This is a genomic window from Mycobacterium intracellulare ATCC 13950 (genome assembly GCF_000277125.1).
Taxonomy (GTDB): domain Bacteria; phylum Actinomycetota; class Actinomycetes; order Mycobacteriales; family Mycobacteriaceae; genus Mycobacterium; species Mycobacterium intracellulare.
The window spans coordinates 276,490-291,196 of record NC_016946.1; the positions used below are offsets into that span (position 1 = coordinate 276,490).

The following is a 14,707-nucleotide window of genomic DNA, read 5'->3' on the forward strand; positions in this document are numbered from 1 at the left end:
ACCGAGAATCCAGAACCCCGAGAAATTGTTGCTGTATTCATTATTCGTCGGTGAAATGCTTTCGGGGCCTGCAGCATCAATGGCAAGGTGGAGAAGGTGGATCACAAGCCTCCCACTCCCGTCATCGAGTCCGCCCACCGCGGACAGGTCCTGCCTTTCCAGGACGACGCCGATTTCCGCGCCGCGGACCGCGGATTCATTGCGGCCTTGTCGCCGTGCGTGATTCGGGCGGCAGACGGCCGAATCGTCTGGGACAACGATGCCTACGCCTTCCTGGACGGACCCGCGCCGACGTCGGTGCATCCCAGCCTGTGGCGGCAGTCGACGCTGGCCGCCAAACAAGGCCTCTACGAAGTGGTGCCGGGCATCTACCAGGTCCGCGGGTTGGACATCTCCAACGTGACGTTCGTGGAAACCGACAACGGCATCATCGTCATCGACCCCCTGATTTCCACCGAGGTCGCCGCGGCGGCACTGGCGCTCTACCACGAGCATCGCGGCGGCGACCGGCCCGTCGTCGCGGTGATCTACACCCACAGCCATGTCGATCACTTCGGCGGCGTCCTGGGCGTCACCTCGCAGGCCGACGTGGATGCGGGCACGGTGGCGGTGCTGGCGCCGGAAGGCTTCATCGAGCACGCGGTCTCCGAAAACGTCTACGCCGGACCGGCAATGACGCGGCGGGCAACCTACATGTACGGCACCCTGCTGCCGCGCGGGCCGATGGGTCAGGTCGGCTGCGGGCTCGGCCAGGCGCCGTCCACCGGCGAGGTCGCCGTCATCGTCCCCACCGTCGACATCGCAACTACCGGTGAAACGCACACGATCGACGGCGTGGAGATCGAGTTCCAGATGGCGCCCGGCACCGAGGCGCCCGCCGAAATGCACTTCTATTTCCCGCGTTTCTGCGCGCTGTGCATGGCCGAGAACGCGACCCACAACCTGCACAACCTGCTGACCCTGCGCGGCGCGGTGGTGCGCGACCCGCACGCCTGGTCCGGTTATCTCACCGAGGCGATCGACGCCTTCGCCGACCGCGCCGACGTCGTATTCGCCTCCCACCACTGGCCGACCTGGGGGCGCGACAGCATCGTCGAGTTCCTGTCCTTGCAGCGCGATCTGTATGCATATCTGCACGATCAGACGCTGAGGTTGCTGAACCAGGGTTACACCGGCGTCGAGATCGCCGAAATGTTCCAGATGCCACCGGCACTCGAGCGTGCCTGGCACACGCACGGCTACTACGGTTCGGTGAGCCACAACGTCAGGGCCGTCTATCAGCGCTACATGGGCTGGTTCGACGGCAACCCGGCCCGGCTGTGGCCCCACCCTCCCGAGGCGCTCGCGCCCCGGTATGTCGAGGCGATGGGCGGCATCGACCGGGTCGTCGACCTTGCGCAAAAGGCATTCGACTTCGGTGACTACCGTTGGGCCGCAACATTGTTGGATCATGCGGTCTTCACCGACAGCGCGCATGCCGGCGCCCGTGCGCTGTACTCGGACACGCTCGAGCAACTCGCCTACGGTGCCGAAAACGCGACCTGGCGCAATTTCTTCCTGAGCGGGGCGATGGAGCTGCGCGACGGCAACGTCGGCACGGCCACCACCACAACGTCGTCGTCCATGCTGACCCAGCTGACCCCGGAGCAGATCTTCGACAGCCTGTCCATCCGGGTCAACGGCCCGCGCAGCTGGGATCTCGACGTCGCCGTCGACGTCACCTTGGCCGACACGGCGGTCAACTATCGGCTCGCGCTGCGCAACGGGGTGCTCGTCCACCGCAAGGCGGCGCCCGACCCCGCGACGGCATCCGTTACGGTCAAGCTGCCCGGCAAGATTCGGCTCCTGAGCCTGGCGGCGGGTGACTTCGCCTCAGCCGGTCTGGAGCTATCCGGTGACCGGGGCGCGCTGCAGGCCTTGCTGGATGTGCTCGACGGGCCGGACCCGAGTTTCAACATCGTCACACCGTGACACGGCGTCACCCGACGTCGATCACTACCTTGCCCAGCACCTTGCGGTCGGCGACGTGCCGCAGCGCGGCGGCGGTCTCGGACAGCGGGAATCGCGCGCCGATGTATGGCCGGACCGTGCCGGCGGCGAACATCCGCGACAGCTCCTTGATGTCGCGGACGGCATTGTCGGGGTAATCGCTCATGAAGGTGCGGATCTCCATGCCCCGCACGCAGATGTCTTTGAGCAGAATGAGATTGAGCGGTATGGCCGGGATCGCGCCCGCCGCGTATCCCAGCGTGACGAAGGTGCCGCCACGCGCGAGCCCGCGCAGCGCCGGTTCCGAATACGATCCACCGACCGGGTCCAGGACGACCCGGGCGCTGTCGCCGGTGAGTTCACGGATCCGCGACTTCAGGTCCTCCCGGTCGTAGTCGACGGTCGCCTCGGCGCCGCGCCGCCGGCACAGCTCCAGCTTTTCCGGACTCGACGCCGCGGCCAGCACCCGCGCCTTCATCGCCACGGCCAGATCGACGGCGGCCAGGCCCACGCCGCCCGCGGCGCCGAGCACGACGACCCAATCTCCTTCCGCGACAGCGGCGGTCGAGCGCAGCGCGTGATGGGCGGTGCGGTAGGTCACCCCGAAGGCGGCGGCCGACGCGAAGTCGGCGTCGTCCGGCACGGGCTCGGCCTGGCTCGCATCGAGCAGCGCCAGCTCGGCGAACGCCCCGAAGGTGGTCCCGGACACGCGCTGTCCCGGACGGAACGGCGCGCCGTCGCCGGCGGCGATGACTTCGCCGGCGATCTCGTTGCCGGGGATGAACGGCGGCGGGATCTTCACCTGGTACTTGCCGGCGATGAACAGCACGTCGGGGAAGTTGACCGCGGCCGCGCGCACCCGCACCAGCAGCTGGCCGGGCCCCGGAACGGGGTCGGCCACGTCGTCGATCACCAGGTCCTCAGGCGTGCCGTAGGAACGGCAGATCACCGCGCGCATCAATTGGCCCCCAGTCCACGCAAACAGAACCGCACCACGTGTGCGATGTCGTCGGGCCCCGGCTCGTCGGCCGAGCCCACGTAGCGGCGCAGGGTCGCCGCCGTGCAGCTGAACACCGCCTCGACGTCGCGTTCGACGTCGCTACTACCCAGCGCCGCAACGGGTTCGACGAGCAGCGCGCGAAGCGGCCGCATCATTTCCTGGTCGGCGGCGCGCCAACCCGTGCCGGCCGACATCTGTCCGGCCGCCGCTCGGGTCATGCTGATCAGATGCGGGTCGGCCACCTGCGCCAGCGTGCCCTCGATCCACCGCGCGACCTTGTCGCGGGGCTCGGACTCCTTGGCCATCTGATGTTCGAGGTAGGACACGACGATGGCCACCCCGCGTTCCATGACGGCCAGGATGAGATCGTCCTTGCCGGCGAAATAGCGGTAGAACGCCTTGTTCGACGAACCCGCCTCGGCGACGATGTCGCTGACCCGGGGCGGCTCGGGCGCCACGCGTTCCATGACGCGCACCGCCGCCGCCAGGATGCGTTCCACCTCCTCGGTGGCTTCCCGCTGGCGGTCGTCCAGCGCCCGCTCGACGGCCGCGGCGACCCGGTTAGAGGTCAACGAGCTCACCGTATTTGGAGCGGGCGGCCGCCCGCCGCACGTCGAGCATCTCGCTGGGCCAGTCGCCTTCTTCGGCCTCGTACCCCTTGAGCAGCATCCGCGCCAGGTTGACCTTGTGCGCCTCGGTAGGGCCGTCCGCCAGGCCGAGCGCGATGCCGCCGAGCAACACGTTGACCAGGGGCAGCTGGTCGGTGAGCCCCAGCGCGCCGTGCACCTGGATGGCGCGCAGGGCAATCGATTTGAGCACCTGGGAGGCCAGGATCTTGCAGGCGGCGATCTCCGCCCGCGCGCCGCGCTCGTCGCCCTGGTCGATCAGCCAGGCGGCGTGCAACACCGTCAGCCGGAACGGGATCAACTCGGTGTAGGAATCGGCGACGAACTCCTGCACGAGTTGCTTGTCGGCCAGCAGACTGCCTTGCGTGAAGCGGCTTTTCGCCCGCCGTGACATGATCTCGACAGCACGCTGGGCCATCCCGATGGACCGCATCGCGTGATGCAGCCTCCCGCCGGCCAGCCGGGTCTGCAGGATCAGGAAGCCCTGACCGGGCTCGCCCAGCAGGGCGTCGGCGGGCACGCGCACGTCGTTGTAGTGCACCAGGGAATGCCCGGGCTCGTGCGGATCCGCGCCGACCAGGTGGTGGTTGGCTTCCAGGACCAGTCCCTCGGTGCCGGCCGGGATGAGGAACGTCGATGCGCCGGTGTGCACCGGCACGTCGGGATCGGTGATCGCGACGACGATGAAGAAGGAGGCGACGGAGGCGTTGGAGGAGAAGTACTTCCGGCCGGTGATCACCCAGTCGTCACCGTCCCGGACCGCGCGGGTGGTGAAGACCCGCGGGTCGGCACCGCCTTGCGGCTCGGTCATCGAGAAGCAGGAGAAGATCTCACCCGACAGCAGCCCCGACAGGTAGCGGTCCTTCTGCTCCTGGGTTCCGAAGCGGGCGATGATTTCGGCGTTGCCGGTGTCGGGGGCCTGCGTTCCGAACACGATCGGGGCCCACGGGCTGCGGCCTAGGATCTCGTTGATCAACGTCAGCTTGACCGCGCCGAAGCCCTGCCCGCCGAGCTCGGGCCCCAGATGCGGCGCCCACAGACCCTTGTCGCGGACCTGCTGCTTGAGCGGGTCGACGATCTTGCGCCGCTCGTCGTTGAGCGGCAGGAATTCGCAGCCGGGGAACAACACCTCCAGCGGCTCCACTTCCTCGCGCACGAACTCGCGGATCCACTCCAGCTTCTTTTCGAATTCCGGTTCGGTGGAAAAGTCCCAAGACATCGAATGCTCCTACTCGTTCATTGGTGGCGACCCACTGCGCCCGGCCTCGCCGCGCTTGTGATCGCCACGTGTTAAGGAATGCCGCCGTCGGCGCGCAATATCGATCCGGTGGTGAAGCTCGAGGCGTCCGAGGCGAGAAACACCGCGGCACCGACGATTTCGCGCGGATCGCCGGCGCGCTCCAACGCGAGATGCCTGAAGGGCTTCTCCGTCGCCTGGTCGAGATTCCACGCCTTGCTCACGTCGGTGAGAAACGGCCCGGCCATCAGCGTGTTGACCCGCACCGCCGGCCCGAAACCCTTCGCCAGCGCCTCGGTCATGGCGTTGAGCCCGGCCTTGGACGCGGCGTAGGGAATGATGTCCGGCGTCGGACGCAGCGATCCGGCCGTGCTCACGTTGATGATCGACCCCCGGCCCGCCGCCACCATGCGCTCACCGACCAACGCGGACAAGCGGAATGGGCCCTTGAGATTCAGGTTGACCACGGCGTCGAACAGCTTCTCGGTCACGTCGGTGAGCTTGTCGTACAGCGGCGACATGCCCGCGTTGTTGATCAGCGTGTCGACCTTGCCGAACCGCTCGTATGTCGCGTCGACCAACCCGTCGAGCTGGTCCCAGCGTCCCACGTGCACCTGATACGGCATCGCGGAACGGCCGGTCTCGGCCTCGATCTCCTTGGCCGTGGCGACACAGTTGTCGAGGTTGCGGCTGGCGATCACCACGTCCGCGCCGCAGCGGGCCGCGCCGAACGCCATCTCACGTCCCAGCCCGCGGCTGCCGCCGGTGATCAGGACGACCCGGCCGGTCAGATCGAAAAGCTGGTCGGCATAACCCATCTCAGCATCCCCTAGGTCGTCAGCGATCGGGCGAGGTCGGCCGCGGTGGCGATGAGCGAAAGGATCATCGGCCCGAACGCGTCGGTGATCTTGGGGTCGACCCCTCCTTTTTGGGGTCCGGTGCGCACGCCGGCCGCATACGTCTTCTCTAGCACGATGCCGAGCTTCCAGTTGGCCAGCACCAGGTAGTAGTCGATGTTCTCGGTCGCCAACCCGCTGACGGTTTCGTAGTGCTCCAACAGCTCGCTGCGCGAGGGCATGCCGCGCATGTCGAGATAAAACCCGTCCTCGCGCGGGTTTTCACCGTCATAACCCAGCAGGCACCACGCCAGGTCGAGCAGCGGGTCGCCCACGGTCGTCATCTCCCAGTCCACGATCGCCGCCAGGCGGGCCGGCGAACCGTGGGCGAACATCACGTTGGCGAACTGGTAGTCGCCGTGCATGATGCCCGCCCGGTAATGCGCCGGGCGGTTGCGGCGCAACCAGTCCGAGGCCTCGTCGAGGCCCGGCAGCTCCCGCACCTTGTAAGCGTCGAGGAACGCCAGCCAGCGATCGACCTGCCGCTCGTGGAATCCGTCGGGGCGGCCGAAGCCCTCGAGCCCCTGCGCGCGCCAGTCCACCCGGCCCAACCTGGCGGCGCCCTCGACGAGTTGGAACGCCAGGCCGCGGCGGGCGGCGAGATCGATGTCGAACGGCGGGGCCCAGCCGCCGTCCATCGGGCTCCACCCCTCGATCGCCTGCATGACGTAGAAGGGCATGCCGAGCACGCTGCCGGTGTCGTCGGCGGCGATCAGCGCCGCGTGCGGCACATCGGTACCGGACAGCGCCCGCACCAGCCGGATCTCGCGCAGCAGGCCGTCGATGCGCGCGGCGTCGGCCCGGGCGCCGGGCATCCGCAACACCATCCGCTGCCCGCCCCGCTCCACCAGATAGAGGGTGTTCTGCGAGCCGCCCTTCAGCTGGGTCAGCCGCGGCCGTTCGCCACCACCGGGTGCGTCGTTCGCGTCCAGCCAGCGGGCGAGGACGTCCGCATCCAGCCCCGATTCAGTCACGCGCTCGGCCATCGCTGCACACCCCAATCTCCGTAGGGAGAATAGCATTCTCCACGGTGGCGGCAAGGCTCAGCCGGGTTTGTGAGCGCTCAGCAGGAAGCCGGGCGCCATGAAGTGGCCCTCGTCGTCGTGTTCGAGGTGTGCCAGCGAGCCGTCCGAAGACTCGTCCTTGCCGTAGACCTTGGCCACGCGAATGTCATCGACCCGCCACAGCGTCGAGACGGCGTCGTGCAATTCGGTTTCGGTGAAGCCCGGCGGGCCCGGCCGGTCCGGGTGGGCCTGGTCCAACGCCCCCGCGGCGAAGGCCAGGATGTACAACGCCGCCCCGGGCGCCGCGGCCCGAAAGATGGACTGCACGTAATCCTGGCGCCGTTCCGGCGCCAGCGCGTGGAAAAGGCCGCTGTCCAGGATGGTGGAGAAGCGGCCGTCATAGCCACGAAAGGTGGTGACGTCGGCCTGCGCGAAGCTCGCGGTGCTCAGACCCTGCTCGGCGGCCGCGGCGGCCGCCGCCTGGACCGCGGTCGCGCTCGCGTCGAGGCCGACGACGGTGTAGCCGCGCGCCGCGAGCGCCAGCGAAAGTGCGGCATGGCCGCAGCCGGAGTCCAGCACCTCGCTTCGGACAAGGCCCTGATCGATGAGGCGCGCCAGCTCCGGTTGGGGCCGGCCGATGCTCCACGGGGGCGGCGCCGCCTGCCGGTAGGCGGCGTCCCAATCCCGATCCGGTTGGGTCATAAAGAATCCTCCTGGGGATCGGCGGCACGGACGCGATGAGAAACTGGCGCTGCCACCTTCGAACGACAGGAAGAAATATGCAAGTGCTTCTGGTCCGGCACGCCCTGCCGCTGCGCAGCGAACACGGCCAAGGTTCCGATCCGGACCTGTCGGCGGAGGGGTTGGCCCAAATCGAGCGACTGCCCAAGGGGCTCGCCAGGTTTCCCATCTCGCGGGTGGTGAGCAGCCCGCAGCGCCGGGCCATCCAGACCGCCGAACCGGTCGCGGCGGATCGGGGGCTGACCGTCGAGATCGACGACCGCTTCGCCGAGTATGACCGCGACCTTCCGGTGTACATCCCCGTCGAGCAGATCCGCGCGGAGATGCCCGAGGAGTGGGCGCGCCTGGCGCAGGGGCATTTGCCCAGCGCGGTCGACGAGGATGCGTTTCGTGCCCGGGTACGTGCCGCGGTCGACGGCCTCGTCGCGAGCGCCGAACCCGAAGACACGGTCGCGGTGTTCAGCCACGGCGGGGTGATCAACGTGCTGCTGCACGAGATCCTCGGGACGGCGCGACTGCTGTCCTTTCCCGTCGACTATGCATCGGTCACGCGACTGTTGTTCTCCCGGTCCGGTCAGGCGACGGTCGCCGCGGTCAACACCACCGAGCACGTCTGGGATCTGTTGCCGCGAAACCAGCGGCTGCTCGACGATGACGCGAACCGCGGGACGGGCTGACCGGGACGCCGGCAAATCGCAGGTGGTGAACCGGGTCGTGGCCGGCGATGGTAGACAAGTTCGGTGACTTCAGCTGACCAACTCGAGGGGCTTGACCTGGCCTCGCTGGACTCCTACCTGCGTTCACTCGGGATCGGGCGCGACGGGGAGTTACGGGCGGAGTTCATTTCCGGTGGCCGCTCCAACCTGACGTTCCGCGTCTACGACGACGCGACCAGCTGGCTGGTGCGCCGACCGCCGCTGCACGGGTTGACGCCGTCGGCCCACGACATGGCCCGCGAGTACCGGGTGGTCGCTGCGCTGCAGGACACGCCGGTTCCGGTGGCGCGCACGATCGGGCTGTGCGAAGACGATTCGGTGCTGGGCGCCCCGTTCCAGATCGTCGAATTCGTTGCCGGCCAGGTGGTGCGCCGCCGCGCCCAACTCGAGTCGTTCAGCCACACCGTCATCGGCGGCTGCGTGGACTCGCTGATCCGGGTGCTCGTCGACCTCCACAATGTCGATCCCAACGCCGTCGGCCTGGCCGACTTCGGCAAGCCCAGCGGGTATCTGGAGCGACAGGTGCGGCGGTGGGGCTCGCAATGGGATCTGGTGCGGCTGCCCGAGGACCGTCGCGACTCCGATGTGCAGCGGCTGCATTCCGGTCTGGGCGAGGCGATTCCGCAGCAGAGCCGCACGTCGATCGTGCACGGCGACTACCGGATCGACAACACGATCCTGGATGCCGACGACCCGACAAAGGTTCGGGCCGTGGTGGACTGGGAGCTCTCGACACTGGGGGATCCGCTCTCCGACGCGGCCCTGATGTGCGTGTACCGCGACCCCGCGCTGGACCTGATCGTCAATGCGCAGGCCGCGTGGACCTCACCGCTGCTGCCGACGGCCGACGAGCTGGCCGACCGCTATTCGCTGGTGGCCGGTTTACCGCTGGCGCACTGGGAGTTCTACATGGCGCTGGCGTATTTCAAACTCGCGATCATCGCCGCCGGCATCGACTTCCGGCGCCGGATGTCGGATCAGGCTCGTGGCGCGGGCGACGCCGCCGAGCACACGCCCGAGGTGGTGGCGCCGCTGATCTCCCGCGGCCTGGCCGAACTGGCCAAGCTGCCCGGCTAGCGCGGTGGGGCCGTGTGGTGCTTTTTCGCCACGCGGCGCAGCTGCAAGATCCGAGCGGTGCCGACCGCCACCGTGATCAGACCGCCGACGACGGCGGCCAGCAAGATCGCCACACCCAGGGGCAGGGTCCAGTGCCAGCCCAAGAACCGAAAGTCCGTCGGCGCCGTGTTCTGGGTGATGAAAATCAGCAACAGAATCAGAATCACGAAGCCGGCGAACAGCGACGACCACAGCGCACCGGCGCGAGTGAACCCGATAGCGGGTTCCTTGGTGGATGCGCCGGTCTTGTCCCCGTGGGTGGGCTTGGGGGACGGCTGTCCGGGCGACGCAGGGTTGGGGCTGCTCATAATGTCATCTTTGCCCGATCCGGGCCAGAATGAAACCGATTCGGGCAACCGATCCTCGCAGGCCAGCGTGCGCCCGGTTGGGGCGTTAGGGTCGGCGGTATGACGCTAGCGCCGCGCCCGCACGGCGTGATCGTGCGCGCGGCAGCGCTGCTGACGGCGATGTGCGTTGTAGCGGCCTGCAGCAATTCCGACCCGCTGGGGGCGCAGGTCAAAAGCCCCTCGTCCATCGTTGTCGGTTCCGGGGACTTTCCGGAATCACAGATCATCGCCGAGATCTACGCACAAGCCCTGCAAGCCAACGGGTTTGACATCGGAAGGCGGATGGGGATCGGCAGCCGGGAGACGTATATCCCTGCGCTCAAGGACCATTCCATCGATCTGGTGCCCGAATACATCGGAAACCTGCTGCTGTATTTCGCCCCGGACTCGGAGGCGACCACTCTCGATGTCGTCGAGCTGGAGCTCCGCCGCCGCCTCCCGGGCGATTTGTCGATCCTGACGCCCGCGCCCGCGACCGACACCGACACCGTCACCGTGACCAGTCAAACGGCGAACGCGTGGAACCTGAAGACCATCGCCGACTTGGCCGCGCATTCGGCCGAGGTGCGATTCGGGGCGCCGTCGGCGTTCGCGACCAGGCCGGCCGGGCTGCCCGGCCTGCGACAGAAATACGGGCTCGACATCCGGCCGGGCAACTTCGTCGCCATCGACGACGGCGGCGGCGCGGTCACCGTGCGCGCCTTGCTCGACGGAAGGGTGAACGCCGCCAACGTTTTCACCACCTCACCGGCCATACCGCAGGGCCACCTGGTGGTGCTCGACGACCCGGAGCACAATTTCGTGGCGGGAAACATTGTGCCGCTGGTCAATTCGCAAAAGAACTCCGGCCTGCTCAAAGATGTACTGGACGCGGTGTCGGCGAAGCTGACGACCTCCGGGGTTGCCGGGCTCAACGCTGCGGTGTCGGGAAACTCGGGTATCGATCCCGACGAGGCGGCCCGAAACTGGATACGGGACAACGGCTTCAACCACCCGATCGGCGGATGACGTGATCACCTTCGATGAGGTCAGCAAGGTCTTCGGCGACGGGACCACCGCGGTGGACCGCCTCAACCTGGAGGTGCCCAGTGGAAAGCTGACCGTGTTCGTCGGGTCCTCCGGCAGCGGCAAGACGACGGCCCTGCGCATGATCAACCGGATGATCGAACCGACGTCGGGCACCATCGCGATCGACGGCGTCGACGTCGCCACCCGAGACCCGGTGAAACTGCGGCTCGGGATCGGCTACGTCATCCAGCACGCGGGCCTGATGCCCCACCAGCGGGTGATCGACAACGTGGCAACGGTTCCGGTGTTGCGGGGGCAGTCCCGCCGCGCCGCCCGCAAAGCGGGCTACGAGGTGCTCGAGCGGGTCGGGCTGGACGTCAAGCTCGCCCGCCGCTATCCCGCGCAGCTCTCGGGTGGTGAACAGCAACGGGTGGGCGTGGCGCGTGCCCTGGCCGCCGACCCGCCGATCCTGCTGATGGACGAGCCGTTCTCCGCGGTCGACCCGGTGGTCCGTCACGAGCTGCAGAACGAAATACTGCGCCTGCAAAGCGATCTGCACAAGACGATCGTTTTCGTCACGCACGACATCGACGAGGCGCTGCGGCTCGGCGAACGGGTGGCGGTGTTCAAGGGCGGATCGTTACAGCAGTACGACGAGCCGGCTCGGCTGCTGTCGCGACCCGCGAACGACTTCGTGTCGAGGTTCATCGGTCTGGGCCGCGGCTATCGCTGGCTGCAACGCCTCGACGCGGCCGGACTGCCGCTGCACGACGTCGCGCGGATCACGCCCGAGACGCTTTCCGGGGCAGGGCTTTCCGACGGCTGGGCGGTGGTGGTCGACGGCGGGGGAGCGCCGCTGGGCTGGATCGACGCCGAAGGCGCGCGGCGGCACCGCGACGGCGCACCGTTGTCGGACTGCATGAGCGGGGCGGGATCGCTGTTTCGGCCGCGGGGCAATCTGAGCCAGGCGCTCGACGCCGCGCTGTCGTCGCCGTCGGGGGTCGGCATCGCCGTCGACGACGGCGGCAAGGTGATCGGCGGGGTGCTGGCCGCCGACGTGCTGGCCGCGGTGGAATCCCAACGGGGGAACCGATAATGCACTATCTGCTCACCCATCTCGACGACGCGTGGTGGCTGACGATCGTGCACCTGCGGCTGTCGTTGGTGCCGGTGGTGATCGGGTTGGCGATCGCGCTGCCGCTGGGCCTGGCCGTGCAGCGCACGCGGATCGCCCGCACGCTCACGACCGCGGCCGCCAGCGTCGTGTTCACCATCCCGTCGCTGGCGCTGTTCGTGGTGTTGCCGATGATCATCGGAACGCGCATCCTCGACGAGGCGAACGTGATCGTCGCGCTGACCGCCTACACCGCCGCGCTGCTGGTGCGCGCGGTGCTCGAGGCGCTAGACGCGGTCCCCGCCCAGACCCGCGACGCCGCCGTCGCGGTCGGCTACCCGCCCATCACGCGGATCGTGAAAGTCGACCTCCCGCTTGCGGTTCCGGTCCTCATCGCCGGCCTGAGGGTAGTGGTGGTGACCAACATCGCGATGGTCTCGGTCGGCTCGGTCATCGGGATCGGCGGGCTGGGCAGCTGGTTCACGCAGGGGTATCAAACCGACAAGAGCGATCAGATCCTGGCGGGCATCATCGCGCTGTTCGCGCTGGCGGTCGTCATCGATGTGCTCATCGTGTGCGCCGGCCGGCTGGCCACACCCTGGGTCCGCGCCGTAGATACCGCCGGCCGCCGCTCGGTCGTCGCGCCCGTCGTGGGTGGCGCGCGATGAACTTCGTCGATCGGGCTATCTCGTATGTGTTGACCGTCGACAACTGGACCGGGCCGGTCGGACTCGCGGCCCGCATCCTCGAGCACCTCGAATACACCGCCATCGCGGTGGGCGCCTCGGCGCTGATCGCCGTTCCCGTCGGGCTCGTCATCGGGCACACCGGCCGCGGCACCCTGTTCGTGGTGGGCGCCGTCAACGGGCTGCGCTCCCTGCCGACGCTGGGCGTGCTGCTGTTCGGGACGCTGCTGTTCGGGTTGGGCCTGGGACCGTCGCTGGTGGCCCTGATGCTGCTGGGTGTGCCCGCGCTGCTGGCCGGCACGTACGCGGGGATCGCCAATGTCGACCCGACGGTCGTCGACGCCGCCCGGGCGATGGGCATGACCGAGGCCCAGGTGCTGCTGCGCGTCGAGGTGCCCAATGCGCTGCCGTTGATGCTCGGTGGGCTGCGCAACGCGACGCTGCAGGTGGTCGCCACCGCAACGGTGGCCGCCTATGCCAGCCTCGGCGGTTTGGGGCGATACCTGATCGATGGGATCAAGGAACGCGAGTTTCACCTGGCCCTGGTCGGGGCGCTGATGGTGGCCGCATTGGCGCTGGTGCTCGACGGACTGCTGGCGTTGCTGGTGTGGGCATCGGTGCCGGGCACCGGCCGCCTGCGACGCACTTACCGGACACTTCCGCAGCGGTTCGCGGGGACGTCTTACGGTAGATGAGTGAACGCAGCCCCCTCCGACCCGTCTCGCCGCGTTTGGCAGGCGATGCTCACCTGGCGCGCACAGGACGTCTCCCGGATGGAATCGGTACGACTCCAGGTGTCCGGCAAGAGAATCAAGGCCAACGGCCGCATCGTCGCGGCCGCCACCGAGGCCAACCCGGCGTTCGGCGCCTACTACGACCTGTTGACCGATGAAACCGGCGCCACCAAGCGGCTCGGGATGACCGTCACCCTGGCCGAGCGCGAACGCGTCTTCTCCTTCGCACGCGACGAAGAGAACATGTGGTTGGTCACCGACCATCAGGGCGAGCACCGCGCGGCCTACAACGGCGCCCTGGACGTCGACGTGGAGTTCAGCCCCTTCTTCAACGCGTTGCCGATCCGGCGGCTCGGCCTGCACGAGCAGGCGGCGTCGGTCACGCTGCCCGTCGTCTACGTCAACGTGCCCGAGATGTCCATCATCGCGGACACGGTGAGCTACAGCAGCGCGGGCAGTCGCGGCGAGATCAAGGTGCACACGCCGATCGCCGACACCACGGTGAGCGTCGACGACGAAGGATTCATCGTCGACTATCCAGGCTTGGCAGAGCGGATCTGATCACCGCGCCCGCGCGGCCCGCGGCGGCCAGTTCCTGGCGCCAGTTCTCCGCGCCCACGACGACGTGGAAGATGTCGCTGCGCGGGAAGCTGTCGTAACGCGTTCGCGCGGCGTGGCCGGCTTCGATGAGGTCGGCGACCGAGTTGTGGTGGGCCAGCGAATCGCGGGCGCGACTCAGCAGTTCGATGACGCGGTCGACCGCGGGCACCAGTTGGTCGCAGTTGCCCTCGCACATCGCCCGCACCAGATCCGGGGCGCTGGCCGCCACCCGGGTCCCGTCGCGGAATGACCCGGCGGCCAGCGCGAACGCCAACGGGACGTCCCCGGCGACGACCGCCAGCGCCTCGGCGAGCAGGTGGGGCAGATGCGAGATGGCGGCCGCGGCGGCGTCGTGTTCGTCGGATCTGGCGGGCACCACCACCGCGCCGCAGTCCAGCGCCAACGTCATCACCATCGACCAGACCGTCGGGTCGACATGGTCGTCGACGCTGACCACCCACGGCGCCCCGGCGAACAACCCGGCGTAGCCGGCGGTCCAACCCGAATGCGCGGTGCCCGCCATGGGGTGGCCCCCGACGAAGCGTTCCTGCAGACCCGCCGCGACGACCTCGTCGAGCACCGCCTTTTTGACGCTGGTGACGTCGGTCAACGGGCACGCCGGGGCCGTGTCCTTGATGTGCGCGAGCATGCCCGCCATCGCCGGCATCGGTACGGCGAGCACGATCAACGCGCCGGAGCCGGCGGCGCGGGTCAGGGTCTCGGTGAGCTCCGTGGAGGCGTCAAAGCCGTCGGCGGCCGCGGCCTGCGCGCCCTCCACGGAGCGGTTGTAGCCGAAGACTTCACGGCCCGCCGCCGTGGCGGCCCGCATGATCGAGCCACCGATCAGCCCCAGCCCGAGCACACACACCGGTGTCTTAGAAGGAGGGCTTGCC

16 protein-coding genes are annotated in these 14,707 nt (G+C 68.4%); 8 read left to right on the top strand and 8 right to left on the bottom strand.

Annotation, left to right across the window (positions count from 1 at the left end; all coding sequences use genetic code 11):
* Positions 1–96: 96 nt before the first annotated feature.
* The gene (locus tag OCU_RS26335; protein ID WP_009956742.1) at positions 97–1,971 is read left to right on the top strand and encodes an alkyl/aryl-sulfatase; all 1,875 of its coding nucleotides are present in this window, start codon (positions 97–99) and stop codon (positions 1,969–1,971) included.
* A gap of 7 nt (positions 1,972–1,978) precedes the next feature.
* Here OCU_RS26335 and OCU_RS26340 read toward each other — a convergent pair whose 3' ends face one another.
* The 6 genes from OCU_RS26340 to OCU_RS26365 all read right to left on the bottom strand — a co-directional run bounded on the left by OCU_RS26340 (position 1,979) and on the right by OCU_RS26365 (position 7,454).
* A complete protein-coding gene (locus tag OCU_RS26340; RefSeq protein ID WP_014378878.1) occupies positions 1,979–2,947 on the bottom strand; it encodes an NADPH:quinone oxidoreductase family protein in 969 nt (322 codons plus the stop codon).
* On the bottom strand, positions 2,947–3,570 hold the full coding sequence (locus tag OCU_RS26345) for a TetR/AcrR family transcriptional regulator (RefSeq protein WP_009956740.1): 624 nt from the start codon (positions 3,568–3,570) through the stop codon (positions 2,947–2,949). Before OCU_RS26345 ends, OCU_RS26340 begins: the two co-directional genes overlap by 1 nt.
* Positions 3,551–4,834, bottom strand: a complete 1,284-nt coding sequence (locus OCU_RS26350; protein WP_009956739.1) for an acyl-CoA dehydrogenase family protein — start codon at positions 4,832–4,834, stop codon at positions 3,551–3,553. The genes OCU_RS26345 and OCU_RS26350 overlap by 20 nt, the downstream gene beginning before the upstream one ends.
* Before the next feature lie 71 nt (positions 4,835–4,905).
* Positions 4,906–5,670, bottom strand: a complete 765-nt coding sequence (locus tag OCU_RS26355) for an SDR family NAD(P)-dependent oxidoreductase (RefSeq protein ID WP_009956738.1) — start codon at positions 5,668–5,670, stop codon at positions 4,906–4,908.
* Positions 5,671–5,681: 11 nt separating this feature from the next.
* A complete protein-coding gene (locus tag OCU_RS26360; RefSeq protein ID WP_009956736.1) occupies positions 5,682–6,734 on the bottom strand; it encodes a phosphotransferase family protein in 1,053 nt (350 codons plus the stop codon).
* Between the two features lie 57 nt (positions 6,735–6,791).
* Complete coding sequence (locus tag OCU_RS26365) at positions 6,792–7,454, bottom strand: class I SAM-dependent methyltransferase (protein WP_009956735.1); 663 nt, start codon at positions 7,452–7,454, stop codon at positions 6,792–6,794.
* 77 nt (positions 7,455–7,531) lie between these two features.
* On the opposite strand from OCU_RS26365, the gene OCU_RS26370 reads away from it, so the two are divergent.
* Positions 7,532–8,170: a histidine phosphatase family protein gene (locus tag OCU_RS26370; protein ID WP_009956733.1), complete on the top strand. Its 639-nt coding sequence runs from the start codon at positions 7,532–7,534 to the stop codon at positions 8,168–8,170.
* A 63-nt stretch (positions 8,171–8,233) separates the two neighbouring features.
* A complete protein-coding gene (locus OCU_RS26375) occupies positions 8,234–9,286 on the top strand; it encodes a phosphotransferase family protein (protein WP_009956732.1) in 1,053 nt (350 codons plus the stop codon).
* Here the strand turns inward: OCU_RS26375 and OCU_RS26380 are convergent.
* Complete coding sequence (locus tag OCU_RS26380) at positions 9,283–9,633, bottom strand: LapA family protein (RefSeq protein WP_008263131.1); 351 nt, start codon at positions 9,631–9,633, stop codon at positions 9,283–9,285. The genes OCU_RS26375 and OCU_RS26380 overlap by 4 nt on opposite strands.
* Positions 9,634–9,732: 99 nt before the next feature.
* On the opposite strand from OCU_RS26380, the gene OCU_RS26385 reads away from it, so the two are divergent.
* From OCU_RS26385 to OCU_RS26405, 5 genes are read left to right on the top strand one after another with little or no spacing between them, the layout of a single operon-like run.
* A complete protein-coding gene (locus OCU_RS26385; protein ID WP_014383657.1) occupies positions 9,733–10,680 on the top strand; it encodes an ABC transporter substrate-binding protein in 948 nt (315 codons plus the stop codon).
* 1 nt (position 10,681) lies between these two features.
* Positions 10,682–11,776 (top strand): ABC transporter ATP-binding protein, encoded by a 1,095-nt coding sequence (locus OCU_RS26390; protein ID WP_014378880.1) that lies wholly within the window; start codon positions 10,682–10,684, stop codon positions 11,774–11,776.
* A complete protein-coding gene (locus tag OCU_RS26395; protein ID WP_008263134.1) occupies positions 11,776–12,462 on the top strand; it encodes an ABC transporter permease in 687 nt (228 codons plus the stop codon). The genes OCU_RS26390 and OCU_RS26395 overlap by 1 nt, the downstream gene beginning before the upstream one ends.
* Positions 12,459–13,175 (top strand): ABC transporter permease, encoded by a 717-nt coding sequence (locus tag OCU_RS26400; protein ID WP_009956728.1) that lies wholly within the window; start codon positions 12,459–12,461, stop codon positions 13,173–13,175. Before OCU_RS26395 ends, OCU_RS26400 begins: the two co-directional genes overlap by 4 nt.
* Complete coding sequence (locus tag OCU_RS26405; protein ID WP_008263137.1) at positions 13,176–13,775, top strand: putative glycolipid-binding domain-containing protein; 600 nt, start codon at positions 13,176–13,178, stop codon at positions 13,773–13,775. It begins immediately after the preceding gene.
* Here the strand turns inward: OCU_RS26405 and OCU_RS26410 are convergent.
* Entirely contained in the window at positions 13,738–14,682 is a 945-nt protein-coding gene (locus OCU_RS26410; RefSeq protein ID WP_162130203.1) for a prephenate dehydrogenase, read from the bottom strand. The genes OCU_RS26405 and OCU_RS26410 overlap by 38 nt on opposite strands.
* Positions 14,683–14,707 lie beyond the last annotated feature (25 nt).